Origin of the sequence: Paenibacillus marchantiophytorum (assembly GCF_014640555.1) — a bacterium.
GTDB classification, from domain to species: domain Bacteria; phylum Bacillota; class Bacilli; order Paenibacillales; family NBRC-103111; genus Paenibacillus_E; species Paenibacillus_E marchantiophytorum.
In genome coordinates, this window is sequence record NZ_BMHE01000031.1 from 31177 (window position 1) to 58038 (window position 26862).

A 26862-nucleotide genomic window follows, 5' to 3' on the forward strand; every position below is an offset into this window, starting at 1 on the left:
TTTATAATCACTTCACAATCCTACCACATTCTGGAAACAAAGCTGTAAAGAGAGTTTAATTATACCCAAACGATATAAAAAATGACCAACCCCTAAACTGGAGTTGGCCCCTATGAACTACGCCCTATTTCTTCGACTTACGTTTCGCCCGTTCGATATTCTCAGCCACCCTAAAAGCAACAATCCTGCCTATTAATTCATAAGGCAGCGGCTTGCCAAGCGGAAATTGTACAGATCCCTTAGCCCCTTTGTAAGCGGCTAATTCCTCTTTAAAAGCCTCGATTCCGCTCGCCGCGGGATAAAATCCGATGTGATTTTTATAAGCCGCAAAATGCACTAGATTGCCATGCAGATCAAAAGTAGGCATCTGATAGCTGATTTTCTCCCTTGCTTCCGGAACCAATTCTTTGATAAATTGTCTCAACTCTGCAAGGACCTCCTGAACATCAGCAGGAAATGTCGAGATATAGGCATCTGTTGATTCGTATGACGTCTTATTTCCTTCCATATTTTCTCCTTTCGCAGGTTGATTTAGTAACTTTAATATACCATTTCAAGAACCTACAACCTAGGATCAATTTCCTTCTCCTTAGCCACTTCAAACAACAAGTTCGCAACAACTTCCTGATAGGACTCATTCTCCGGCACGATATCACTGAACTTAACTTGCAGCATTTTCTTTCCCAACCGATGTTCATTCAGGGAAGTGCGCAGCTTTTGTTTAATTGTCTTTTGCTTCATTAGCTTTTGGTACTTATGGGGAAACTTGTAGTCGTAGCCATAAATAATGGAAAGGTAATCAGCATTCCGAACTTTCATGTGCGGGGCAGCCCCAGATTCTGATGCCTCAGGCTTGATAACGACGCCCTCCATGTAGTTGTCTACAGTCAGCTTCGAGAAGTATTGTTCTGCCTTCAGGAGGCTATCCGGATTAGCCAAATCCAGCAAAAGGAATTCATCGTCAGATAGAAAACTGTACATCTCTGAAGTTTTCCATTCAGGCAGCAGCTCTTCGCCACTCTGATAAATCACTTTTAACAAGGCAAAAGGTTTGTAATCAAGCTCCCCGTCCTCTGCGTAGATGTCCAGCTGCCGTTTATACGTTTGATAGGCTTTCACGTGCTCCTCTAGTGGGACATAAGTCTCGCTAATTTCATGCAAATACTTATAATTTTGATACAAGTGAGAGCCGTACTTGTCATTTAAAACGGTCTTGGACATGTTGAATTGCTCTCTTTCAAAGTCACTGTTCCTATATTCATGAGTCAACTTGCCAAATGCTTCTTCAAAGCCATTCTCCTGCAAAAATGCAAGTTCACTCTCCAAAGCTTTCTCGATTGGTTTAAACTGCCTTTGAATGAGCCCATCGCCAAGTGCTTTCCACGGAAGAAGTTCTCCATCCAAAATAAGCATCTGAACTTGATTAAGCTCCATATATCCACTGAATTTAAGCAGCAGCTTCTGGTAAATGCCCGTCATATCTATTTGCTTTATTTGATAACCGTTACGACTTACCGCAAAACACTGCTCAATATCCTCATGCAAATAAATGTTGCAGCGGGAACCCATATATTTAGGTTGTAAAACAACTTGCTTAACAGACTGCTCGGCAAAATAAGCTAAACCACGTTTCAAAGACTCAAGCTCATGCACCGTTTCGTCCTTGTCCGCAGGGGACATGGTCCCTGAAATGAAATTCACTTTATGTCGGGAAGCATAGTGCAATCTGCGAATTTCCTCATCGTCCAGCTCTTGAACTGACACTTTCCGTTCTTCCATGAACATTGTCTTGAGTTCTTCCGTTACAATGACTTGTGGCGATTTGTAAGCTTTCATAAAGGGCTTGAATGAGATGCTGACCGATGTTAACGCGTTGCCATGAACGCATCCAGTGTCGAGATGAATTTTGTTCTTAATGCGAACTGCGTTCTTAGCAGCGATATGCCCGAATAGGTGATAAGGGTGGTTCCTCACCGCTTCTTCCTTCAGGAAGCTAAGTTGGTTCTCATACGACGTTTCTCGGTCGATACGGAAGCTTCGCTGTTGTCGAAGCGAGTTAGTATCCATTTTGCCTATATATTTATTTCTACATGGAGCATGTGTGATGTAATAAGATGGACCATGAAGGCCAATAAACCTATAGAATGGTTGTGATTTGGTAATCAAATGGTCGAATTTCCCTCGCAGCTCTTCATCTTCTAGAAGCACCTGTGTAGAATCAAAATACGAATTCAGCATCTCTTGATTAACGCCGCTGATTTCCCCACGCAGGAATTTATATACGAAGTTCTCATGATTCCCGATAACCAAGATAAACGAATCTTGATTGGCATAAAGAAATTCAATGATTTCTTTGGTATTTTCGCCTTTATCTATCCAGTCTCCAGCCAGAATGATCTTCGTATTTTTCACCTTATCCGTTGCGACGAGCTGGTTATTGGCTATTTGGAATCCATAATCTAGCAATAGGCCTTTAAGCTCACCTATACATTCATGAACGTCGCCAACCGTTATATACTTGGCGTCTTGAGGTAGTATTGCAGCTAAATAGGCTGCCTGATCCTCGACAATGACTTGATAATCAGAGTTAGGAATGCAATCCTTTGGCGAATAAAAATCTTTGCTTCTCACTTTATGCATTTTGGCATAGCCTTCCCTTGATAGAGAACCTAGAACCTCTTTTCGCAAACGATTAATATGATGGGTAATGAGCTTTTTGGAACGCTCGGATGCGTAATAATCTTCCCGTTTGCGATAGTCGAATAGGATGACTTCCAGGTTATAGTTGTTCTGATAAGCAATTTCACGTACTTTCTCTCGAAAGTCATCTGCCAAGCCGGTCGTGTCCACAACAACGAATTCCGCATTAATGGGAAAGGAGGTGACCATTCTTAATCTCTCAAATAACAGATGAAAAGCCTGTTCACTGGCCTCCAGCATTACTTGATCATATTTGTCGTACTCATAACCGAGTACATCCTGCCGAATGCTGTCTGAGGATAGGTACTGTACGTTCGTTTTATAGTTTTTCGCTGGATCTTCGAATTGAAGCTTAGGAATAAGAACTTCCTTGGCGAAGGTCGTTTTCCCACACTCTGTCGATCCAATCATCAAAAAAATCGTATGGATTTTAGTCCTAATCTCCACGTCCTAACCCTCCTTTTTTCTAAGAATAACGCCTTGTGTAGTCTGAATCTGATTAACCCCATCCCCGATGGCTACGAACTCCACGTCCATGTCATCTCCGATAGCCACCTGGTTGAACCACTGCTTGAACTCATCCTGACTCATTTCCCACTTATGATCATCGTGCCTAAATCCCGTTAGTTCATAGAAAGGGTTGAAGTCAGCATTCGGGGTTGTAATAATAAATTGTTCAAAAGCTACCTGCTTACAAATGTGCTCAATAAGCTCTTTGGCCTCATCTTGGCTCATATGCTCAATAACCTCGGTTAATATTACATCAACCAGTTCTCCGTTATACTGCTCAAGAAAATGATCAATTGAGCGAAATGCAATAATATTATCTATTTCTCTTTGTTTCGCTTTGCGGTTGATGACTTCCAACAATTCCTCGTTAATATCAATGGCATAATAACAGTCTTCGATTTTCGAAGCATAAGGAATGGCATAGTACCCTTCTCCACAACCAACATCCAGAATTGCTTTATTAAAAGGCAATGCTCTGGCAATAAAGTTTCTCCGTTGAAGTCCCGTTCCGCCAAAATCAAATTTGATGTCGTAGCGGCTTGTTTTTTCTAGCTCATTTTTATACTTCTTGAAACGATCTTTGGATGGCAGGAAGTTTCTCACGAATAAGCTGCGAATATAGAACGGTGCATCTATAACGTTGATGCTTTTGATATATTTGTCGAGAATGCTATCCGAAATATCAATAAACTCATTCCCGAACATGGATAGAAATAAACACAGCACGCTGACCACATGAAGCAGTTGATAAAGACTTGTGCGTGTCGAAATCTTAAGGGAATAGCTTTTGTGAGCTTGATGCGTCAGTTCAAATGTAAAATCCTTCAGATGCTTCTCAAAAAACGCAACATAGCGCACCAGCTCAATATGAATCATGTTAATGAAAAATGAATGCTCATAACCTTCGATGTCTTGCTCGTTATGTACTTTCAATGGCGTAGAAAAGTACTCATTGATCGCATTTAAAGGAAAAAGCGGAGTGCTGTAGCGGGAGACATTGAGATATTCAAAGTTATCTTTCTCATGCTGCTTATAAGAAATTTCGTTATCTGCATCTTTGAAATAAACGTTAAACGTAGCCTCGTTGGTATACCAGCCATACGACATTCCTTTGCGGACTGACTTGAGCATAAGGCCTGACTGTGGATTTTTCTTGATCATAAAAGAAAACTTAGGATTAGTGGATGTCACCTGAACAATTGCCATTTCTTATATCTCCCTCCAAATTCTTGGCATCCTATGCACAAAAAAAGGCCATGGACTCAAGCGTCCATGACCGATTATTCCATACAACGTCCAGAACTAGCTTGTAAAAGCTACCCCTGATACCGTTAACAGAAACCCAGTGAACCGATGAGAATTCTTCCATTATTTTTTTGTTGGTTGAATTGGTTACTCTGTTCCTGATGTAAGCTAACTAATAAATTGGATTTCATCTTCATCGACTCCTTTTCCCTAGGATTTAATACTGCTCATACTAAAGCCTTTTACCAGTTGTTGTCAACTAGAATTTACAACTTCGTTCCTGCCTCACCCTGATCCAAATCCAGCGAATCAACCCGCTCCTTCAGCGCCCCATAGCCTCGAACCGCTTGAGCAATATAGGTAAGTACGGTATCGCTCCACCCATAGATGTAGTGCGTTAGCTCATCATGGACAGGCGTCATCGCATGACGATAAGGGGCAATGTCGATAATGAACGCCTTGGCGTCGCGATTAATTTGGGACCGATAGATCATCAACTGCTCATAGAACGCACTTCCACTGTTCTGCTGCTCATCCGTGATGATGATGATTTGGTCAACCTTTGTCTGCTGCTCAATCAGCTTCCGAATCGGAGCTCCCGTATCCGTTCCGCCATAAGCACGAATCCGCTCTGCTTGACCGAGAATGCTGTCCCGGCGGGAAGGCTTTGCATCCGTTACCTCCGTATCGAACAACCAGAACAAGGAGTTCCCTTGTGTCTTCTTGTACAAAGCTAAGGCAAAAACCGAACCAATTTCCAAATACTTGCCCTGCATGGAACCCGATATGTCCAGGAAAATAGCCGTCATCTCGCCGATTTCTGGCAAGTTATCGAACGTCAGGTCGACGGATTCCCTTAGGGTATCCCTAAGCACTGGATGCTCTACTTGCTGAAAAGCGGTTGCGAAGCGAAAAGGCAAGATTTTGGCCTTCCTTAAAGCTTTCTGATCCGTTAGTCTGCTGTTTATATAATCGAGATGCTGTTTATCCTCCAATACACCGGATCGCACTAGCGTATTCAAATGACGCAGTATGGCGAACGTTGGCATTTGGTACAGAAGGGCACACCAAACCGCTTTCGAAGGCTTAATAGCCCCAGTAACCGTTTCGTAGGAAAGCTTCCCCTTCTCAATCCATGCCAACTGTTCTTCTTCCGTTTCAGCTTTCTTCAAGTACTCTAATGCTTCGACCTGCGGCAACAAGGCTAGATTGGCTTCTTGTCCGCGCAAATAGCGGAAAAGTGCTTGCTGCCTAAGATCCATCGGCTTAGGATGGGCCGTAGCAATGGCATCACCTAAGCTATAACTGCGTCCACGACCGTTATATTTCATTGCCCAATACTCCGAAACACCTGCAAGAAATTGGTTCACTTGTCTCTTAATTGCACGGCCGCCTTCGCCACGCCCCAGCCCCTTTAGAATTGTTAAGAAATCGGATAAATCAGAAGGAATACGCACAACCTGCATAAAAACTTTGGCAAACAAATCCGGACGATATGCAGATAGAACAGCGAGCCCGAACAAAGGCTGGAGTCTCATAAACCCTTCATTCCTCGCGAACACGAGCGCTTTGGCCATGAACTGTGGATTGGAGGCTGCCATTTCATGATGAAGTTCAGATGCATCGCGCAACAGCACTTTTTGATCGGCATAGAAGGTATTTTGCATGGTATTGGTTAGGAGCGTTTGCAGATATTGTTCTTCAACCGAACGCGTATACGCCGGGTAATTATCCATGTTAAATATATTTGATTTCAAGGATTTAAAAAGCTTTTTAGCGAAGCTCATACATGACGACCTCCTTCTTGTTTGTAAAGACACTAGTGAGGAAAAAGCGGGATAAGTTGGCTGCAGGAGTCGAACCTGCCATAAAGCCCGGGTGAAACCATGGTCGCTTGAGTGCGGAGTAACCCATCCCAGCGCCTCACTAGTTGGTTAATGACAGGAAGGATCTATTGTAGATCATCGAGGAAATGGTTTCGGAAAGGTACATGCCGATTAGAAGTCGAAGTAACCCTTCCATGCGCCTCGATAATTTGGCTAGATAACGCGTGAACGTCCCTGCCTTCTGAACCTATCTTCGCTCATTGGGATCACGATGAACATGGTGAAAGTATGGCGAGGTGGAGAATATTGGAATCCAATGTTAACATAATCATCCTAATCTGGCCTCCCAGTTAGAATCTATCTTCAACAATGGAGCGGTACATGGACCTTCACTCCCACACTACCAGGGGCGTAGGAACCAATACGGCCGGTCAATAAGGCAAAAGAAAAGGGAGATACGTCGGCGGACGCATCTCCCTTGCTCCTAAAACTAGGCTTTTCAAGCCTCAAGCTTGTCAGCCTCCACTTCTCTTAACTCACTTGCTAATGCATCTATATCTCCTTTGGTCAAAGGGGTAATGAGCGCAAGTTCCTTCTCCATTGCCTTGTTAATCTGCTCGATCGCTTCTTGTTTGCGGCCAAGTTTTTGGAGCGTTAGCGCATAGTAATAATAGGATTCTGCATGCTTAGGTGTTTTGCTCATCAGTTTCGTGTACATCTCATCTGCCTCGTCCAGCCGGTCGAGCAAATAATAGTTCTGTGCCAAATTGTCCATAATGGTCAGATCGCTGTCATTATAGGCATAGGCTTCGAGATTATACGCAAGGGCCGTATCCAGCTCGCCACGCAGTATTTGGAAATAACCAAAATTCCCATAAACAAGTGTGTTCTTAACCTCCTGGGATATTGCCTGCAGGCTGTCATAAGCCTCATCACGTTTGTTCTGCAGCCAGTAGACCGTTGCCAAATTAATCTTGGCTTGCATGATCATATCTCTGGTTGCTGTTTGATGAAGAACCTCATTGAAGATATTCTCAGCCTTGCCAAGTTCCCCAACTTTCATTAACAGAAAGCCATAACCGATCTGATGTTTTGGCAGAATGGCGTCTGTACGATAGGCTTTTTCCATCAAAATCAAGGCTTGATCGCGATCCCCTCTCATGTAAGCCAGGTTTCCCCTATGTGCATAGATCGCTGAACGGCTCTTGTAAGTAAAGTATCCGAGTATCAATACAATGATGGCGACCCCTGCTATCCAGCTTAAAGTAAATCCGATAATAATAACCAAAATTACAGTGATTACGTTAAGAATCTTTTTTATTTTCGGTGTCATGGATGCTGTTCCTCCTCTATAAACTCAAAGCGTCATGGCCTGTCCATAGTGTGACAGATACGCTTCCTTTTCCTTATAATCCGGCATCAAGCTGCCTACACGTCGCCAAAATGATCGATCATGATTCATATGCAGCAGATGGCAGAGCTCGTGGATGATGACATAATCAATAACCTGCACAGGGGCCATCGCCAAGCGATAATTAAAGGTTATTTTCATATCTGAGCTGCAGCTTCCCCACTTGGTGATGGACTCGTCGATTTCGACGGTTTTGGGTTTCACCTTCAGTTGGTTTTGGTAGATTTTGATCCGTTCCCCGATCGTCTTCTTACAGCTTGCGAAATAGAATTTCTTCAAATTAACCCTCAGTTCTTCTTCGGAGAGCCCGTCCGTCTCGATCAGTTCATGAAGATGAACATATTTGCCCAGATGCAGGAACTTCCCGTTGTCTTGATACTCTCTTGTCTTAGGGATATCCCTGGCTTTCGCGATGGCATTCAGCTTTTCCAAAATAACAGCCGCATGCTGTTTCACAGCGCTCATGATGATTTCCTGGCTTGTATCGTTAGGCGCTTTGACGGTTATGAAGCCCGCTGAATCGATATGAATGGACAGCTTTTTTCGGCTTCCGTATTGAACATTGAACTCTATGGTATGGTTTTCAACTGTGATTTTCATAGTCCTATTGTAACATAACATCCCGATAATGGCCTGATGGCTCTTCCGTTTGCCTCCCGCGTCCAATGATAAAAATTACACTTTCATAAAATCGTAGAATTACTCAAAAAAGTGTTGATGCCTTCATTGTTTCCACTACTTACATTCACTAAAATGAGGGGTATTCCAACAAAAAAGGATGATTAAACTATGAGTAGTTCTTTCCAAAAAGCACGGTCACGCATCGGAGTTATCAACGTCGGACACGAGCCATACTGGGAACAGTTTCCCGGCTTAAAGGAAGAATTAATTGGCTATGGCAATGAGTTTCTGGATCATTTGCGCAAGGAAGACGTAGAGGTCATCAGTGCAGGCTTTGTCGATACTGTCGATAAATCCTTTGCCGCAGCCGCTTACCTCAAAGCACAAGATGTGGATTTTCTCTTTTGTTTTCTGAGCACTTACGTGACTTCGTCTTCTGCAGCAACAGCTATCCTCAATCTCTCGGTGCCAACTGTGCTTGTTGCGCTGCAACCACTGAAACGACTTGATTATTTGAAAACAACGACCTACATGCAGCTCGCCAACGATAACATCTGCTCGCTGCCAGAGATCAGCGGGGTGTTGATTCGCGCAGGCAAACCTGCTGCAGGAATGATGGTAGGCACTTTGTACGATGATGCTCGCATGTTAACGGAATTAAAAGGGTGGTGCCAAGTGGCCAATGCGAGACGTGCCTTTAAATATGCGCGGATCGGCTATTTGGGCCATACCTATGAGGGTATGTACGACATGAATTCGGACCCTACAGCCTTTACGGCCTCTTTCGGATCCCATGTACAAATGCTGGAGATGTGCGATTTGGCCAAGTTGGTCAACGGCGTGACAGCCCGAGAAACCGCAGACAAGCTTGAAGAAATTAAAAGCATATTCACGATTGCTGACCCGTTCATCGATCCGATTACAAGGCCCATTAAGCAAGAGGATCTCGATTGGTCGGCGAAGGTCGCTGTCGGTCTGGATAAGCTGATTGCCGAATTCGGGTTGACGGGACTCGCCTACTATTACCGTGGCATGGACAACAATGAATATGAACGAATTGGCGCTAATATGGTGCTAGGAAACTCCTTGCTAACGGGCAAAGGGATTCCGCTTGCCGGAGAAGCTGATTTGAAAACGTGCGCAGCTATGCTGATCATGGATCGCCTTGACGCCGGAGGCTCCTTCGCCGAGCTGCATCCTTGCGATTTCGTGGACGATATCGTACTGGTGGGCCATGATGGTCCGCATAACATCAGAATCAGTGACGGCAAGCCGATCATTCGAGGACTTGATCTGTTTCACGGCAAGCGCGGTTCCGGGATCGGCGTAGAGTTCAGCATTCAGGCAGGTCCTGTGACACTGCTGAGCATTTCGCAAACGGCTGACGGCAAATTCAAAATGATTGCCACGGAAGGCGAATCCATCAAAGGGCCGATCCCGCAGACCGGAAACACGAATACACGCTGCAGCTTCAATTGCAGTGTTGGCGAGTTTGTTGAGAAATGGTGCTCCGCGGGCCCTACTCATCATTTCGCATTAGGTGTTGGGCATGTGAACAATAAAATTCGCAAGGTTGCTCAAGTGCTTGGCATTGAATTACAGATCGTTTAACTTGTCATTGTCCAGGAGGAATTCGCCATGGGGAAACCCGCAAACGATATTCAGAAGCTAGATGCGAATCTGCAAGCAGATGCCGCGCGCCTCGATGAATGGGAGTGGCACTCGCCGCTTGCCGCCCCATTCCGGGTCACTGGTCTGCCTTGGCTTGCGCAGGACGGCGTGTATCGCAGACTGCCTCTGCACCCAAGCCACCCTATCCGATCCGAAGTCGATCGGCTTGCGAATTATCCGACCGGCGTGCAGGTCCGCTTTCGGACCCATTCTGTGAAGCTCGCTGTGCGGGTCGTTCTTGCTGATAGAGCAACTATGTACCAAATGCCAGCCACAGGCCAATGCGGCGTAGATTGCTACATCGGTTCTGCCGGTGAGCAGCAATATGTGAACACCTCCCGCTTTGAACTTGGGCACGCTGAATATGAAAGCGTGCTCTTCGAATCATTCTCGCCGAGCCTGCGGGAAATTACGCTGAACCTCCCCCTCTATCAGGGGGTGAAAGAGCTTTGGATCGGCGTTGCGCCCGAGTCAAGGCTGACCGAGTTCCCAGGCTTCGCCTCCCACAAAAAGGTGGTCCTGTACGGAACGTCCATTACCCACGGCGCATGCGCCTCCCGGCCAGGGATGGCGTACCCGAATCAGCTAAGCCGCATGTTTCCGCTCGAGTTCGTGAGTCTCGGTTTCTCCGGCAATGCGCAAGGTGAACCTGAGCTGGCCCATCTCAGCAGCCAAATTGATGATCCCGCCTTGCTCGTGCTCGATTATGAAGGCAATACGCCAAGTACGGAGCATTTGGCCAAATCACTGCCCGAGTTTATCCGAATCTACCGCGCTGTCCATCCGGACGTTCCGATTCTCGTCGTTTCGCAGATTCGGTTTGCGAAGGAAGCTTTCGACGAGAGTCTGGTTCAGCGCCGGGAAGAACGCAAGGAAATTCAGCGCGCCGCTGTTGAACGTCTAAACCAGGATGGCGACGCTAACGTTCATTTCTGCGACGGCGGTGAGCTGCTGGGCACCGACTATCAGGAATGTACGGCGGACGGGATTCATCCTTCCGATTTGGGCTACAAGCATATTGCTGAGGGGCTTAAGCCTGTTATGGCTCGGCTGTTACAGCCCTTTGTTTAATAATGGATAGTGCCGTCCCCATCGTAGAGAGATCTACTTGAGGACGGCTTTTTTATAAGCAATTGAATTAATTAAATTTACAAAAGAATTAAATGGAAATAGAGGAAACATCTTCTTAAAGGCGAAGTAAGAAGTATAATTTATATTACAGAGTTGGAGGATGCTTCATCATGCAATTTCGCCAGGACAACAGCAGGAAAGGTCTTATTTGGTTATTTATAATATCTTTAATTTTCAGTGGATTAAGTAGTAACATTCCACAGGCTCACGCGGAAGACTCTACTACAGATACCTCCCAGCCAATTAAATCCCTGACCTTCTCGCAAGGTGTCAGTGACTGGTTGGCTGATTGGAATACAGGATATATGTATGCCATATCCAGCGGCACAAATAAGCTTTATTTTATTCGTTCAGCAGACCTAACCATTCAAAAGGAACTTGTGGTCGGCTCACAGCCTGTAAGTATAGCACGCAGTGGGAATACATTGTTTGTAGCATTGTCCGGAGCGACTCTTATACAGCCTGTCGACCTCACTACACAGACATTGTTAACACCTATTCCGATCAATATACAACCTAGATCCGTCGCGGCTACATCCGATTACTTATTTTTTGGCAATTCTGGCCGAGATAGTTACATGTACAACCGGAGCAGTGGGGTCATTGTAAAAATAAATACGAGCCAATTAGATCCTATCTTTACAGCAGATGAGTCTACCCATACCCTTTATGTTGGTGAAACTGGCTCTTCTGGATCCAAGCTGTCCGCATTCAACTATTTAACCAATACCCTTATAAGTTCAAGCAATTATGACGGAGGTTACGGGTTTGGTTTCCCGAATCGTAAATTGTTCTTTGATGGTAACAACGTATTTTTTGGTGGTTCCAAATTAAATGCAAGTGACCTAACCGAAATTGATGGTGCCTACAAACGTTACGGCGATTACTACTACCTCAATTCTCAAATACTAGATGTTAACGGAAACTACGTTATGGCAAGCCAATCTGTGTTTAATAAAGAAACTGGCGTAAAACTGGCAGACCTTCCCTATGAAGCATCTAATGGACTGTTGAATAGCAACGGAACCGTTTATCTATACGATAGTTCGCATAGTCATAATTCTATAGAAGCATTCCAGCTTGACCTCTCTCATTCCTATGCCATGCAATCAAATTCTTACGGAAGTTATGTCAAAATGAGTGATCCTATTTCCGCCTGGACGACAGACGATTCCTCCCCTTATCTAAATGTTGTTTCGAAAGCAACCAACGAATGGATCGTCATTCGTAAAAGCGATATGTCTGTTGTGAAAAAGCAGGTGATCGGCTCCAATCCTACTGACATTAAACTACAAAATGGAAAGCTGTATATAGCACTTAGAGGAGAAACCCATATTGCCGTTGTTGACTCGGTATACCAAACAGGAAGCACAACTCATGTCGAACGCTATTCTCTTGGTTCCAATCCCGATTCCGTGTACCCAGCTAATAATTTGATCTATTACTGGGGGCAATATTTTGTAAGTAACATGAGAGTTTACGATTCGGTGTATGGAACCAACCGTATTTTAGCAGATAAATCATTGCCAATGAATTTTAAATCAGGCGGAGCTTTTTATGATTTGGCCACGAGTACCATGTATGGCGCAGGCAGCGTTACTTATAGCGCTCCCAACAGCATATTTCAAGTCGCTCCAGCAACGCTCACAGGTACGGCGATCATCCCTTTAGATTTTTGGGATAACAGTGTTAAACTACAAAAGGACGACAATCAATTTTACTATGGCAATAAGCGCTACGGTGTTACTGGAGTCGTGTACGGTACATATCCTGATCAGGTCCTTTACGCCAAAGGCTCATTCGTATTCGGCCAAAAAGCTATTTATGACCGCGATACATTTCTCAAAATTAAAGATTTACCATTTTCAATTACTGGCGCTTACGTCGCTCAGAACGGTGAGATGTTTTTATCTACAAATTTAGGAATATACAGGTTTTCAAATTTGTCAGATATCGATTCATTTATTCAGTCACAATTGTTGCCCCAATACCCGTTTCTTTGGGATGATGACACGCAGGAAAACCGGATTAGCGGCCATATCTATATGAAACCTCCTCGTGATAGTAGCAGCATTTCAAGGTATCAGATTAATTTTCTAGATTCCAATCAAAAGATTGTGGGGTACGTCAGCGCTTCTAAATTGACTACTTTGCCGGATGGAACTCTAGATTTCACGATAAATAGTACCACTGTACCTGACGGTTCTGTATCATTAGGAGTCTTTTCCTATGTTAAAGACACTTATACTGATTATCTTCTTAATACACCGGTTGTTTTTCCTTTATGGGATACTCCAACTTATTTGCCTGCTCAGATTACTTTGACAGCCGATAAAGATGTTCCAGGAGAATTCAAAGGCACACTCCAATGGAATGCCGCTAAAAAAGAAACAGTCGGAACTATGTACCGGGTTTATTACATTAATGATAGCAACACTTTCGGTACACCCTTGGCTGCAGTTGAAGCCGGACAAACGGCTTATTCGCTCCAACTAAATTTACAGCAAGTACCCGAATCTGCTCTTGGCATTGCCATTGTGGTCGAAACAACGGATGGCAGGCAGGCAAATTATATTTATACGAAGTTTTTCCAAAGACTCATCACACCTAAACCCACTACGGGTTCGATCACACTCGTCAAAAATGCTATATCAAACGATACAGTAACGGTAAATGGCCTGCTGGCCGGTGACCGAATTCGTGTATATAACGCTAATGGCTTGTTGCTTGGTCAGGCCACTGCAGGAGTAGGGGCACAGTCTGTCACTATTTCTATTGTTAATTTTGGTTCTCCTGGGAACACACTCTACGTCACCAAACAAAACATCGGCAAAGCTGAGAGTGCTCTTACCCAAGTCACCGTGCCTGCAATTAGCTCTACTACTGGCGGCGGTGGTGGTGGCGGTGGTGGCGGTGGTGGCGGTGGCGGCGGCGGTGGCGGTGGCGGTGGCGGTGGTGGCGGAAGTAGCCAATCACTTCCATCTTTAAATACCGAAGGAAAGATGACTTATGATTTCACGCCTCCAAGAGTTGATTTGTTAATCGGACTGAATTCAAATGCCAAAGAAGTTGCGCTCGATGCTCGTACGAAGGAAAAAATAGATGTCCTCACAGTGAATTTAGATGCGGATATTATTGAGAAGGCGTCAACTAGAAAGAAATCGATCTTAATTAAAACTAATAATGGAACAATTACATTACCTCCAGACGCCCTTAAAGTCAAAAGCAATGAAAATATGATAGTATTCAAAGCAATTATTGAACCTGCATCTGTAACCCCTGAATTTGAGGCTGTTTCATCAGTTTTTGATTTCCGCTTAACGGAGAAGGCAGAACCTGTGGGAGCTTTTCTAACACCCGTTGAAGCAACCTTTGTCTATGATAAAAGTAAAGTTAAGAACTCTTCCAATCTGGGTGTGTATCTGTTAGATGAACAAACAGGAATTTGGAACAGCTTGGGCGGCGTAGTTAATAACGACGGAACAATCACTACTACATTGCCACATTTTTCCAAATATGCAGTTTTGGAAAAGGTTGGCACAAGTGCAGGGTTAAAAACATTTTTCGACATTCAGGGCCACTGGGCACAGAAGGAAATCGATCACCTAGTTGTTACTAAGATTCTCGACGGAATGGACGAAACGTCTTTTAAGCCGGATACCAACCTTACACGGGCACAATTCGTAGCCATGTTGTTCAGAGCGTTAAAGCTTCAAACTCCTAGCAAAACAATAACTTTTGATGACATTGCTAGTGACTCATGGTATAGAGACTTTGTCTACGCCGCTCGTGAGGCTAATATCGCAAATGGTCTGAGCGATCATAAATTTGCACCTGAAGCCAACATAACTAGAGAGCAAATGGCAGTCATGATAGTCAATGCCTATTTAAATGCAACAAATAAAAAGCTTTCTGATATTACCATTACAACAGAGAAAAAGTATTCCGATAACGGAGACATTAGTGATTGGGCTAGAACGTATGTCAACATAGCAAGCAGTTTGAGTTTGCTTAATGGATATGATGAAACAAACTTCGCACCTAGTTTAGATTCGTCAAGAGCACAAGCTGCTGTTGTTATTAACAGGTTGTTAACTATATTGGCCAATAAATAAATAAAAGAAGCTGCCGTCGGCAGCTTCTTTTATTTCCCCTCAAGCATGATGAAGATTTACCCCACCACCACATTAACGCTGAATAGCCTCCATGATCATCTTGAAGATAATCAGATCCTGGAGATAATCCTCTGGTGTCGTCTTGGGCGGCCTGCCCTGTGAGACGACTTCGTGGAAATACTCAAGTTCATACACATAAGCATCCTTGTAGGTTGGCCGAACCGTCGATAAATCGAACGTATCTCCCTTAGTTTCGCTTATATGCAGCGTCGTTGGTAGCGGGGTGTCGTACTGGATTAAGACGGACTTGTTCTCGCCATACACTTCGATATGAGCATCAAATCTGCAGGAATGTCACAAAAAGCGACCATCTCATACCTACTTTTATTCTAGACCCTAACTATTTAGTAAGATCGATCGAGGCACGATGCTTTCGGCTGGGAGGGCGAACCCTTCATGCCGTATCGTTATGTCCCGCTTCTCTGCTGGAAGCAAGTCAAAATATTCATCACTCAGATGAATCGCATCATCCAAACCAAAATGCACCGCATGCGCAAAAGCTTCGCTTGAAACCGTAAAACGCGTATACCCCGCCTCGAGAGTTTGAACATTCGACACCTTCAATTGGGGATCACGTAATGGCAGATTGCGAACTACTTCTTTTTGTAACACGGCAGGCTTCAACTCGCTGGATTCACTCAGCGCTCCAGCGAAGAGACAAGCCTCTTCAGCCTTGTAGGGAGGTGCTGTCCATTGCAGGACAACTTCCCGCGAGAATGGAGGCAAGATTACATCTACCTCCTGCGTTTGTTTCTCGCTTCCATCATAACGGACAAGGCCGTATACCATAGTTTCACGAATGACGACGCTGGTTTCATTAATAGCTGTAAGCTGAATCAACCCATCCTGCTGGCGTAGAATAAGCTTTACTGGCGCTAATGCCCGCTTCACAAAGTAATAGGCAATTTTGCGTGTTAAGTAATAGTCAATAATCGACCAGCCAACCTCGCCCCAGCAATCATTGTACATCCAGAATAACGCGCCGGAACAAAATAACTTGGCACGCATCGCTTCAAGCGAATAAGCCAGCATCAAGCCCTGACATAGGCCTGCGTACAGCAAGTAATCCTCGATGGCAAGATGTGCGGGATTTACATAATGCTTGTTTATGCCTGCAAGCACGGTATCTTTTTCAAACATATTCGTATGAAGCCGCCAAAGCTTGCCGTCACGATCCAGCGGCTGACCCTGATGGTAGATTTCAACGGATGACTTCCGGCTAGGACCTATGTAGCCATATTCCGACACAAACTTAGCGCTCACCTTGTCATATTCCTCTGGTGCAATTCGCTTCTCGATATCAGCATGCATCATGGTGCCATTCCAGTGGTGCGTGTCGCCGGATTGACTCCCATTCGGGTGCTCACCGCCGTACGGCGAGCTATTCCAATATGGAATCGCGGGACAATTCCGCTGGACTAGGCGGGGCGCAATGTCGTTGTAACATGCCGCTCCCCCATAGAAGTCCGCCGCATCCGTCTCATTCCACCACTCCTCAAAACCCCAATGATTCTCATTGTTGCCGCACCAAAGCGCCAGCGAGCAGTGATTGCGCAGCCGCCGTGTCTGATAATCGATCTCCTGCTCCACTTCATGCCGAAACCAGCTTAGGTTATCTGGATATTTGGCGCAGGAGAACATGAAATCGTGCCAAATTAGAATTCCGTACTCATCACATTTGTCATAAAAGATATCTCGCTCATAGATGCCTCCGCCCCAAACCCGCAGCATATTGAAGTTGGCTTCCTTCGCTTCACGCAGCAAAGCATCATATTTGGCATCGGTGACCCGCGCATAGATGGAGTCCGCAGGTATCCAATTTCCACCCTTGCTGAAGGTAGCGACACCGTTTATTTCAAAAGTAAAAGAACGTTCATCCGCGCTCTGCGGAATTTTATCCATATTTAAATATAGCGTGCGTATCCCAAATAAAAAGGCCGGATAATGCACAGCATGCGTTGTTGTCTGGAGCGTTGCCCGAACCGAATACAGCGGCTGCTCCCCCATCCCATTGGGCCACCAAAGCTTGGCATCAGTCACCTTCACTTGAAGTGTGACATAGTTCAGCCCAGAGCGAAGACAACAGTCTTCTTCTATAAGCTGCACTTGCTCGGTACCGAAAAGCAGTTGCAGTTTCAACTGCGTTTCTAACGTCTGATAGGGATGCAGATTCTCCAACTCCAGTTGAAACTGTACATGTGCGGCATTGCCCGCAGCATCCAAGCTTGTCGTTGTTACCTGTATATCTCGAATTTGCATGCGATTGGCACAGGTAATATGAACCTCACCCATAATTCCGCAGGTCGCTACTCGAGGTCCCCAATCCCAACCAAACACATATTGCGGCTTTCTCAGCATGCCCCGGCGATGGTCGCCTCGCTGCCCGATTTGCTCGTTCTCATACACAATTTTGGCTTCGTGAATGAAGGCCAGATCATTCTCCGAATAGCGTTCCAAGCCAGAGGTGACGCGCACAAGGAGCTGATTAGCCCCTTGTTGCGCCTTACCTTTCAGATCGCAGGCAAACGGATAAAAAGCGCTGCGATGATGACCTAGATGGCAATCATTCAACCAGACGTCCGCTTCTACATCCAAAGATTCGAAGTGAAGAACCATCCGCTCGGATGTTAGCTGTTCTTCTGTCAGGTCAAATTCCTTTTTAAACCACCAAGAGCGTTTCTCCGTCCATTCGCTTGCGAAACATTGATCGGCCACTAGCGGCTCCGCGATTATCCCATGCTCAATTAGCGGCATATGCACATCACAGGGTAAATCGACTTGCAGCCAGTCCTGCTGTTTATTCCTAACCTGCCTATAATCATCAGCCTGACGAAAGAGCGGCTCCCCTGTCAGCTGCCAACCTTCATTTAGTTGCAGTTTCATCCGTCCATCACCTACCATGAGATTTCGATTGCACCACTTATGTGCGTAAGCCTTATAGAATCACTGGTTGCAGCATCCGTAAGATCGAGGTAAGTGTCTCCCCGCTTCACCTCAACGATTCCTGCTCGTAAAGCTTCAAGCGGCGGATAAATCGTTACCGCAGCATCGCGCAGATTAGTTACGCTAATGGCGCGAACCGAGCTTCTTTTCCATGTAGGATCAGGTGAAAGCTCCCGACAGGAAACCGTTCCAACCTCCTGTTGATCGACAAACACACGACACTCATCATGGAAGGTGCGGTCCAAGGAATAGGAAGCAGCCTTAGGTCCAACCCTTGTCGTTTGGCCAATAATAATTGGAACTCCGTCGGGGAAACGCATTTGCAGAGAAACCGATGTATCCTGACGGCACCCAGTGAACAGAAACGCATTATCATGCCTAGCAATAAATAGCAGCGCAGGCTTGGTAGCCTCTTCCTGCTTAGTTTGGTGCAGAGAATAACCGAAATCTTCAAGCAGGTAACGCGCAAGAACGGACGTATCCATATAGGGCTCATCCTGCCGAATCGGCAAATCCGTGACAATGCCTGTTTGAAAAGGAAGCGAGCCTCTGATCCAGCTTACTTGCCCCCCATTCCACGCTGGCAAGGCCCTCGTTAAGGCAAAGATGCGCTCCTGCTCATCCTGCTTGGCAACCGAGCGAACCTGCGTATGCGGATCATTTGGATCCGCCAGCACTTCCTGAATGAAGCCTCCACTGATGGTGGCATCATGATCCATCAAGGAAGAAGGCTGAGCCGTGCTGACGAAGGAATCGCCAGACGTCGTGATCGTTACTTCCATTTCACCTGCGAGCCCCGACGCCAGCTTAAGGTTCAACAGTTCCTGCAGCTCAGGCATTAGAGCGGGGCCGTACAGCATTACTTTTCCGCCATGATGAATATAAGCTATGAGCCGTTCGATGTTATTTTCATGCAGCCAAGACGTTGGTGTGAATAAAATGGTGGCAGCCAACTCGCGGAGCTTATCATCTGTCATAGCCGTAAAATCATCCGTACTAAGCACCGTATTTAAAGGCAGACCCTGGTTAACCGCATTGCGTACAAACCAATCGTTGAAGAAGATCGCCTTGGTATTCTCAGTCGTTTCAGCCACAGCCTCATGATATTCACGAAAAGGATACAGCCATGTCAGAATGCCCGGTTGATCTGGGAAATCCTCAATCGCTCTTCTTAGATGCGGGATGACCTCTTGGGCACAAGCTTCGTTCAATTCCCCTTTTTCCGTATCAACCGTCAATATTTCAATAATCCCCGGATTCTCCAGCTTTCCGTCGCTGTTCATACGGGCAACGGCAAGCGGGCAATAGATGTCATGCGGCTCTCTGTCATATAGATCCCACCAAGGATTCTGCCAGAACCAAGGATCATTGGCATAGAACCGGAACAGATAAGTCTCCTTGGGCAGCACAGCAATTCGTGACATATAGGACGTCACTTCCAAACCGAAGTCGAAGTTGAGTGCTCCCCATGGCGAGTTCGGGGGCGGGTATTCGATATATTTCCTATCATAGAGTTCAAGCAGCGGAAAGAGATCCTTGGCTAAATCCATCCCCGTGCCGAAATTAGTGCCTCGTACCTCGGTCCGATAATCGGGGCACTCTTGTTTGAATTGCTCCCAGAAAGAAAGCGCCTTGCTCGTCAGCTCTTCATAATTCGCTAGAGGCAGCGTAGTACTGTCGTAATTAGCTCCTAGGAACGTCCATGGGAAAAAGGAGAATCCAAACCCATTGGAGAACCAAATGTAATCAAAACCAAGTGCAGGCAAGAAGCTTGCGCATTGTCGACCTAGAAACTGCCCAAAAGGTGTACCTTCTGGAATGCCATCTGGATAAGCCGCATAAGCGACCTTGTCTTCATGAAGTTTTGACCACGTGCAGATGACCTTGTAGTCGGCCCTTAAACCGATAGAGCTGCCGCCGAGCTCTGCTTTATTCACTTCCGGGTGCAGCTTATATTTGAAATCGGAATAGGCGAATTCAGGCCCTGCATCGAAGGTGGCTCCTACCTCCATCCGAATGCCGAACTTGGTATCTGCAATCCGTTTGAACGCCTCGATAATAAAACGCAAATCGCCATAGGTGATGCGGCACGGATTCTCCCTGTACAGCTTCGCAACCCTGGGATCATCTTTTCCTTTCAAATGACTGAATTTCTCCTCGTTGGCAAAACCGATGTATCGCCCCCATTCCATCTCCTTGTCGAAGTCGCCGTCCCAGGTCAAGATTTCACTGCCGTCCGCCACCCATAGCAGCATTGAACAGCTATCCGCTAGCCCGATCAGCGGCAGCCACTGCTTAATAGCCTCCTCGCATACAGCTTCAATGGCAGATTGCTCCATACTCATGAATGGCTTCAGGCTCATTTCCAGCGTTACTCTTTGGAGCGCTCGGCTCCCCTTTGCTTGTGCTTGTTTCATGTCTCTCATTTCCCCTTCATAATTCCAATAAGACCCAAATGAAAATTCGTTCCTGTACAGTCCTCCCGATTGCCGTGGACAACTTCCAATTCCAGATGATGCTGCCCTTCTGGCAAGTCATCGGCAATCCAATAGATGCGGAACCAGCCCCCATCTTCACACCAGCCAGGTCGATCCCGACAAGTCGTGACCGCAGGGCCTCCGTCTAGCCGATAAGTGAACTCGGCAGACTTATTGCCATAATCGAAGGCTAACGCCAGCCCTTTGCCCTTGAATGAGAAAGACAGCTTCGCCCCGATCGCGGATGTGCTCAGAATCCGATCAACCCAAGGCATATGAGCTGCTGCCCGTCTGGTAATCCAAGGTCCCTCCAACTGGACCTCCTCGAATGAGAGCGTATCTACATGCCCCCAATGATTAACATTAAAAGGCGTTGCAAGCGGCTTATCGGTTACGGCTAGATCCAAGTCAGCAGCTGCCAGCAATTCTTTTTCCAAATAAGAAATCACACATTGCCCATAGCTCAGGCTGCCACGATGCGTAGGATGAAGCCCATCCGGCAACCATTCGTCCCAGGTCATACGGCCTTTCTTCACTTCATTCCACGCATGCTGCCCCACCCATACGGAGCTAATGCCGTAATGCTCGGCTAATTGCTCGAATTCAGCGATGCTGGCAGGTACCTCGGCGCGAGACATATCCTCGTACATTCGCTGACAGTAGGTGTAGACAATCACAAGTTCACTCCGCCCATCTGCCAACAGTTTGCGAATCAATCCCTCTCTTGCTCTCATCCGTGGTTCAGAGGAGGTATTAAAGTCATTCACAGCAAATTCAATGAAAATCAGATCGCAGGGACGGTTAATTAAGTCCCTCTCTGCACGGAATACAGCCAAATCACTTCCGGTAGCACCGATCGCGGCATTCTCCACAGCAATCCGTGCTTGAGGGAATGATTCTACGAACCAATGTGTGACCGGCTCCGGCCAATTCGACATTGACCTGTTATCTGCTGTAATCGACCCGCCAATAAAACCCAGCGTCAGATGTCCTGATTGAAGCCTTCTCTTTACTTTGGACAAGCTATTTCGAATCTGTATAATCTCCATTTCGCACCTTTCGCCACATGAACTTATGCTGAAATTTCTTTGAGTAATTCTACGATCCATATTACAATGCAAGTAATGAATTGAATCCTGGAGTTAGAGGGAGAATCGTCGTGATGATTAAAACCTTATCCGCCTATTTCGAACATTGCGAGCCGAATTGGCAGGTGCCTACCGCCAGAACGAATAATCATATCCTGCTAGTAGTGACAGAAGGTTCTATGGTCTATACCATTGAGAATCAGCCTTACCATCTTCAGAAAGGCGATATTTTGTTCATTCCCCAAGGAACCGTCCGCTCGGCTGCCAACATCTCCAGTGATATACATGCTATGTATGTCGCTCATTTCGAATACAGCGGCGACGGAGAGCATCTTCCCTTGCTCACGGATCGACAGATGCGTTGCGTGCATTCCTTTCATTTTGAATACCTGAAGACCAGATTCTCTCTGCTTTCACAGCACTGGCTTCGTAAATCTCCCTACACGGCCACCCTCTGCCATAGCATCTTGCTGGAAATTCTTTCGATTCTCAATGAGCAATCCGATTCGTCTTCTCTCCCCAACAAGCACTACAGGTTGGTCATGCAGCTGCAGCATTACATCCTGGAGCATTATCGCGAACAAATTCAACTAAGCGAGCTATCCGCGCTTGTCGAACGTACGCCCAACTATGTCAGTACGATATATAAGCAGGCCACCGGCCAGACCATCACCGAGTACATCCAACAAATTCGGATCGAAGCCGCCCGCGACTTGCTTATCAACTCCCAGATGACCATCGGTGAAATTTCCGAAGCCTTGGGATTTTGCGAGCAGTCCTACTTCAACAAAGTGTTCAAAAAAATAACCGGAACCCTCCCCTCCGCCTACTTAAAGGAGAAAGTGAAAGTTTGGCGGGTATGACACTTCTTAGTTTAAAAGTAGCCATCACACGCCGGAATGTATACTGTAAATTACGTCGAATCCTTTAAAAAATGCAAAGAAAAGCCGGAAATCCCCATCTGTTTAGGGCTTTCCGGCTTTCTAAGAAATGCGAATGAAAGTGGGCTTCTACTTCGTGTAAAGCAATCTGTAAACCTCACGGACAACTTCGAATTTTTTATCATAAGAAGTTACATAACCCTCATGCGCAAACACATCATGAACAATCTTTTTCCCATCAGGATCATTCGCTACGGTGATAAATGCATCTTGGATTTTCTTGCGCCACTCTGGGTTCATATCTGAACGCACTGAGATTGTATCGTTTGGGATTTTATCGGTGAAGGCAAGGATGCGCGTATCATGAAACAAATCAGGATGATCTTTCAGCATCGCTGTACGAACGTCCTGAAATACAGCAGCTACCTCAACCTCACCATTGAGTAATCCTCTGATCGCTTTATCATGACCTTGGTATTGTACCCCTTTGACATCTTCTCTGAGGTCAACGCCATTCTTCTTCATTAATAGTCCAGGATGCACGTAGCCTGCGGCTGAAGTTACTCCCTGCCATCCAATCGTCTTACCTCTTAAATCCTCCACGCTTTGAATCGGTGAATCTGCTCTAACAACGAACATCGCTTGATAAAAATCAACAAGTTTTTGCGTCGATCTTCCCGTTGAAGCATCAACGCCATATCGTAACGATTGCAATAATACGTCTACTCCCATCTGGTTATCATGAGCAGTAACATATTGAGACGGCGGCAAAAAACTAACGTCTACTTTCTTGTCCGCCATCGCTTTCACTACTTCCGAATAATCGGAAGAGACCGAAATTTTAACGGGAATTCCTAATAGGTCACCAAGCATTTTCTCAAGTGGCTTCGCCTTACCTTTCAGAATTTCGGCGTTTTGGGAGGGGACGAATTGGATAGATAATGCCTTGGGAACAAAAGTGGCGGACAATGCTATAGAATTCTGCGGCCAAGTTTCAACGCTGCTGCGCTTCGTGGTAACTGTAACCCTTTGATTAACTTGGCTCCATGATACGATAGCCCCGAAGGCTTCGCTTATGAATCGTACAGGCACCATCGTATTTTCGTTTGACATATACGGACTGTAGCCCAGAACAACAGCTCTATCATTGATATAGGCAAACGGTGAGCCAAGACTAAGTTCTACGGAAATACCTTCTTTTACCGCCGTTACTTTCTGATCCTCTTCGTGCCAAGTCACATTCGCATGCAACGCTTCGAATACAGACCGCATTGGGACCATGACAGTTCCCTGATTATTCACAGGCGGCACTTCAAAACGCAAGACCTGATTATCAATAATAATGCTTGCCTTGTAGTCATCGCTAGCCATCACACTTCCTACATTTACACAAAAGAAAATGCTAATTAGAAGCGCAGTCAAACTTAGTACTGCTTTCTTCAAATTCATACTTGCCTCCTCAATAGGACTCGCCTATGTCTTCACAAGCTATCTTTCAACATAATTACCATTATATCACAGATGAGGTCCTTCCTTGGATCTCTTTATTTTTCTTGATGGGAAAGTCATTTGCCGGTATATAGATTGCAATTGGCTCAGGTAAGAGGGATAGGGCATAAAGCTCACAGTAAGAAGAACCTAGCCCGTGGCTAGGTTCTGTAATCTTTTTGTGTCAAGGGATACATAGGCAAGCTAGTGTGCTTATTCCGCCAAAGTAAGGGACATTTCTTTAAACAAATCCACAGCCCTAGCTTATCATCTGCATTCCCTTACCTTCGGGGCACATAAACGGACAATAAGCACTCGTACCTTGCTAATACAGCCAAAAGGGCAGCAATTCCAACAAATAATCACTTCGAGCTGCCTTATTCTCAGCGTATCGCCCCCCTCCAGCATAGCCGGGATCCGAGATGGTGCTTCTTCAAAGCGACCAATCCTATTAAGGGGAACTACAGGACGTTATTTAGGCAAATAGCAGGCAGACTATGGCGCAAGCGGAACTACAGGGTCTTATTTCCACGAAAAACGCTGAATTTCGTATCAAACAACAAAATAGCGGACTGTAGTTCCCTCAAGCTCGCTATAATGGCACTTTTGGCTGGAATAGCGCCCTGTAGTTCCCTCCGCGCCAAGCTGCTGAGTAACTCCTCAATCACTCCAAAACACACTGTTAATCACCATGATTTAACAAATATAAGAAGAGGTTCGAGTAGCGCAAGTTACTAGGCATAATCCTCTTTCAAAAGACCAAAAATCTCCAAATCAACAATACCCTTTCCCGACCACACCGATGCTTGTCTCAACAGGCCCTCTTGGCGGAAGCCATTCCTCAGCAATACTTTCTTGGAAATCTCATTACGCGGCATCACTTCGGCCTGAATTCGGTTGACATTAATCTCTCTAAATAAATATTCGACCAGAATTTTAACCGCTTCGCTCGCAATCCCTTTGCCCCAATGCGATTCTCCCAAAAAATAGCCAATCGTCACCATGTTGACCTTTTGATTCAAATCAAAAACCTCTATAATACCCACTAATTGCTCACTTGCCGTGAGCGTAAATATTCCCCACTTAATCTTTGTCCTTTTCGTAAAATCCCGCTCAAAATGCCCAATCATGCTCTTAACAGTAACTTTATTGTACTTGGGGATTATGCAGCAGAATTCAAATACTTGATCATTGCTATAAATCGCATAAACCTCATCAAGATGATGCTCTTCAATCTTCTTCAATATGAGCTTATCCGACTTCAAAATAGGAAACTGCTCAAAAACTGCCTCCATGTTCATTCCTGCACCGCTCCCTGTTCTTTTCGTAATCGAAAAATCCCTAAACACTGATCTCTTTAACGGAAATTTGATGGATGTGGGTTAAAAGGCGTGCCATTCCCACCATTTCTGCCTATAGTTGAGAGCAAAGTCTAACAAGAATTTCTTTTCCAGACAGCACTTCTGAAAAACCTAGCCTGCGGCTAGGTCTTCAAGTCCCTGCACCTTCGCAAGCCTCCTTACGAACTCAATAAGCTTTATTCGGCCAAAATCGCTCATTCTGAAAATCTAATGAATTCCAAATGCGCTATTTCAGGAAATTGATATCCATTCGGCCAATAAAGTACCGGGTAACGCCAATCCAGTTCAGTACATCTCCAAAGTAACCATTTTCTCGTCTATAAGCATCCTACAGTTCATTAGATGCCACTCAAGACCGAAAACCTCCAAAGCAAAGAGGCCTGCGGTGGACGTCAACTAAAAGGGGAGCACCCCTTAAATCCACCCAAAACCTATACTTTAAATGAACAAAAGCCCTAGAAGCCAGCTTCCAGGGCCATTACTTTACATTTTCACAGCTGATTCTCACCCGTACTATGGAAAAACTCAATAATTTCCCCATTCAATCCTTTAACAAAGGCAATTCGAACCGGCGTCGGTGGATTGCTGCCTAGGACAACATCTTTGGGATCTACCGTCACCTCGGCTCCAGCTGCAACTGCCGCTTCAACGGCGGCATCGACGTTATTGCTGCGAAAAGCAACATGGAAATAAGAGCCTTCCGGCTTCACTTCACCAGAGCCACCAGCGAAAACTTCGATATAGTTGCCATCGCCGGAATCCAGCAGGATAATGCGACTATCGCCTTCTCCCCAACTATGCCCTTTCTTGAAACCCAATCCCTCGGTATAAAACTTCACCGTCGCCTCAAAATCATTGGCCCGCAGCGCAATATGGTGTAATCCACCGCCGCCTATTTTCTCATTCGTTCCCATTTCATTAACCTCCTTAAATATAAAGCTGCTGTATAAACCGTCTACCTTAATTATACGACATCCATACGATATTCCCTACAACTACAAAGTCTTGCTTATACCAAAAATTCTTCGATTGTTCGATGGAATAGACGTACATTTTCTTTTGGGGTATTTCTCTTTAAGCCAATTAATGAAGAAAGCGGCATAACCCTGCCCTTCAAATTCTTTCAAAACATCTGCTTCGCACTCATAGACTCCCACACCACACCATAACCAACCATCATCTGCTCAACTTCAATGAGATGCACTTCCGCAGGCAGTTCCGCGGTATCCTTCTTGCTCAATTCCCCCGCGTGATAGGTAGAAAGCAATTCACTTAATATCGTTTGGAACTCTTGATCGAATGATCTTGTTGTAATCGCAGGCTTGATAAATCTC

17 protein-coding genes are annotated in these 26862 nt (G+C 45.5%); 4 read left to right on the plus strand and 13 right to left on the minus strand.

Going from position 1 to position 26862, the window contains the following annotated elements:
* Positions 1–124: 124 nt before the first annotated feature.
* The 6 genes from IEY34_RS23920 to IEY34_RS23945 form a co-directional block, all read right to left on the minus strand.
* The gene (locus IEY34_RS23920) at positions 125–508 is read right to left on the minus strand and encodes an iron chaperone (RefSeq protein WP_189015934.1); all 384 of its coding nucleotides are present in this window, start codon (positions 506–508) and stop codon (positions 125–127) included.
* 53 nt (positions 509–561) lie between these two features.
* Positions 562–3147 (minus strand): metallophosphoesterase, encoded by a 2586-nt coding sequence (locus tag IEY34_RS23925; RefSeq protein ID WP_189015937.1) that lies wholly within the window; start codon positions 3145–3147, stop codon positions 562–564.
* Between the two features lie 3 nt (positions 3148–3150).
* Positions 3151–4416 (minus strand): class I SAM-dependent methyltransferase, encoded by a 1266-nt coding sequence (locus IEY34_RS23930; protein WP_189015940.1) that lies wholly within the window; start codon positions 4414–4416, stop codon positions 3151–3153.
* Positions 4417–4721: 305 nt separating this feature from the next.
* Complete coding sequence (locus IEY34_RS23935) at positions 4722–6242, minus strand: TROVE domain-containing protein (RefSeq protein ID WP_189015943.1); 1521 nt, start codon at positions 6240–6242, stop codon at positions 4722–4724.
* 538 nt (positions 6243–6780) lie between these two features.
* The gene (locus IEY34_RS23940; protein WP_189015946.1) at positions 6781–7614 is read right to left on the minus strand and encodes a tetratricopeptide repeat protein; all 834 of its coding nucleotides are present in this window, start codon (positions 7612–7614) and stop codon (positions 6781–6783) included.
* A gap of 24 nt (positions 7615–7638) precedes the next feature.
* Entirely contained in the window at positions 7639–8292 is a 654-nt protein-coding gene (locus tag IEY34_RS23945; protein ID WP_189015951.1) for a M48 family metallopeptidase, read from the minus strand.
* Positions 8293–8481: 189 nt separating this feature from the next.
* Here IEY34_RS23945 and IEY34_RS23950 point away from each other — a divergent pair, with 189 nt between their 5' ends.
* From IEY34_RS23950 to IEY34_RS37365, 3 genes are all read left to right on the plus strand, one after another.
* Positions 8482–9924, plus strand: a complete 1443-nt coding sequence (locus IEY34_RS23950) for an L-fucose/L-arabinose isomerase family protein (protein WP_189015955.1) — start codon at positions 8482–8484, stop codon at positions 9922–9924.
* A 27-nt stretch (positions 9925–9951) separates the two neighbouring features.
* A complete protein-coding gene (locus IEY34_RS23955; RefSeq protein ID WP_189015958.1) occupies positions 9952–11055 on the plus strand; it encodes an SGNH/GDSL hydrolase family protein in 1104 nt (367 codons plus the stop codon).
* A gap of 170 nt (positions 11056–11225) precedes the next feature.
* Positions 11226–15230, plus strand: a complete 4005-nt coding sequence (locus IEY34_RS37365; RefSeq protein WP_189015961.1) for an S-layer homology domain-containing protein — start codon at positions 11226–11228, stop codon at positions 15228–15230.
* Positions 15231–15302: 72 nt separating this feature from the next.
* On the opposite strand, the gene IEY34_RS23965 is transcribed toward IEY34_RS37365, so the two are convergent.
* The 4 genes from IEY34_RS23965 to IEY34_RS23980 form a co-directional block, all read right to left on the minus strand.
* Complete coding sequence (locus IEY34_RS23965; RefSeq protein ID WP_189015964.1) at positions 15303–15554, minus strand: hypothetical protein; 252 nt, start codon at positions 15552–15554, stop codon at positions 15303–15305.
* A 72-nt stretch (positions 15555–15626) separates the two neighbouring features.
* On the minus strand, positions 15627–18173 hold the full coding sequence (locus IEY34_RS23970; RefSeq protein ID WP_189015967.1) for a glycoside hydrolase family 2 protein: 2547 nt from the start codon (positions 18171–18173) through the stop codon (positions 15627–15629).
* An 11-nt stretch (positions 18174–18184) separates the two neighbouring features.
* Positions 18185–20650: a hypothetical protein gene (locus tag IEY34_RS23975; protein ID WP_189015969.1), complete on the minus strand. Its 2466-nt coding sequence runs from the start codon at positions 20648–20650 to the stop codon at positions 18185–18187.
* 5 nt (positions 20651–20655) lie between these two features.
* Positions 20656–21759 carry an SGNH/GDSL hydrolase family protein gene (locus IEY34_RS23980; RefSeq protein WP_189015972.1) on the minus strand — a complete coding sequence of 368 codons (1104 nt, stop codon included), beginning with the start codon at positions 21757–21759 and terminating at the stop codon, positions 20656–20658.
* 113 nt (positions 21760–21872) lie between these two features.
* Between IEY34_RS23980 and IEY34_RS23985 the strand changes: the two genes are divergently transcribed.
* Positions 21873–22661, plus strand: coding sequence for a helix-turn-helix domain-containing protein (locus IEY34_RS23985; protein WP_189015975.1), 789 nt, complete (start codon positions 21873–21875; stop codon positions 22659–22661).
* 147 nt (positions 22662–22808) lie between these two features.
* Here IEY34_RS23985 and phnD read toward each other — a convergent pair whose 3' ends face one another.
* The 3 genes from phnD to IEY34_RS24000 form a co-directional block, all read right to left on the minus strand.
* On the minus strand, positions 22809–24128 hold the full coding sequence (gene phnD, locus IEY34_RS23990; protein ID WP_189015978.1) for a phosphate/phosphite/phosphonate ABC transporter substrate-binding protein: 1320 nt from the start codon (positions 24126–24128) through the stop codon (positions 22809–22811).
* A 773-nt stretch (positions 24129–24901) separates the two neighbouring features.
* Positions 24902–25468: a GNAT family N-acetyltransferase gene (locus tag IEY34_RS23995; RefSeq protein WP_189015981.1), complete on the minus strand. Its 567-nt coding sequence runs from the start codon at positions 25466–25468 to the stop codon at positions 24902–24904.
* 551 nt (positions 25469–26019) lie between these two features.
* Positions 26020–26442 carry a VOC family protein gene (locus IEY34_RS24000; RefSeq protein WP_189015984.1) on the minus strand — a complete coding sequence of 141 codons (423 nt, stop codon included), beginning with the start codon at positions 26440–26442 and terminating at the stop codon, positions 26020–26022.
* Between the last annotated feature and the right edge of the window lie 420 nt (positions 26443–26862).

Excerpts from the sequence above, each read along its gene's own strand:
- IEY34_RS23920 (WP_189015934.1), bottom strand. The coding sequence starts at position 508 with ATGGAAGGAAATAAGACGTCATACGAATCAACAGATGCCTATATCTCG.
- IEY34_RS23930 (WP_189015940.1), bottom strand. The coding sequence starts at position 4,416 with ATGGCAATTGTTCAGGTGACATCCACTAATCCTAAGTTTTCTTTTATG.
- IEY34_RS23935 (WP_189015943.1), bottom strand. The coding sequence starts at position 6,242 with ATGAGCTTCGCTAAAAAGCTTTTTAAATCCTTGAAATCAAATATATTT.
- IEY34_RS23940 (WP_189015946.1), bottom strand. The coding sequence starts at position 7,614 with ATGACACCGAAAATAAAAAAGATTCTTAACGTAATCACTGTAATTTTG.
- IEY34_RS23945 (WP_189015951.1), bottom strand. The coding sequence starts at position 8,292 with ATGAAAATCACAGTTGAAAACCATACCATAGAGTTCAATGTTCAATAC.
- IEY34_RS23950 (WP_189015955.1), top strand. The coding sequence starts at position 8,482 with ATGAGTAGTTCTTTCCAAAAAGCACGGTCACGCATCGGAGTTATCAAC.
- IEY34_RS23955 (WP_189015958.1), top strand. The coding sequence starts at position 9,952 with ATGGGGAAACCCGCAAACGATATTCAGAAGCTAGATGCGAATCTGCAA.
- IEY34_RS37365 (WP_189015961.1), top strand. The coding sequence starts at position 11,226 with ATGCAATTTCGCCAGGACAACAGCAGGAAAGGTCTTATTTGGTTATTT.
- IEY34_RS23970 (WP_189015967.1), bottom strand. The coding sequence starts at position 18,173 with ATGAAACTGCAACTAAATGAAGGTTGGCAGCTGACAGGGGAGCCGCTC.
- IEY34_RS23975 (WP_189015969.1), bottom strand. The coding sequence starts at position 20,650 with ATGAAACAAGCACAAGCAAAGGGGAGCCGAGCGCTCCAAAGAGTAACG.
- IEY34_RS23980 (WP_189015972.1), bottom strand. The coding sequence starts at position 21,759 with ATGGAGATTATACAGATTCGAAATAGCTTGTCCAAAGTAAAGAGAAGG.
- IEY34_RS23985 (WP_189015975.1), top strand. The coding sequence starts at position 21,873 with ATGATTAAAACCTTATCCGCCTATTTCGAACATTGCGAGCCGAATTGG.
- phnD (WP_189015978.1), bottom strand. The coding sequence starts at position 24,128 with ATGAATTTGAAGAAAGCAGTACTAAGTTTGACTGCGCTTCTAATTAGC.
- IEY34_RS23995 (WP_189015981.1), bottom strand. The coding sequence starts at position 25,468 with ATGAACATGGAGGCAGTTTTTGAGCAGTTTCCTATTTTGAAGTCGGAT.
- IEY34_RS24000 (WP_189015984.1), bottom strand. The coding sequence starts at position 26,442 with ATGGGAACGAATGAGAAAATAGGCGGCGGTGGATTACACCATATTGCG.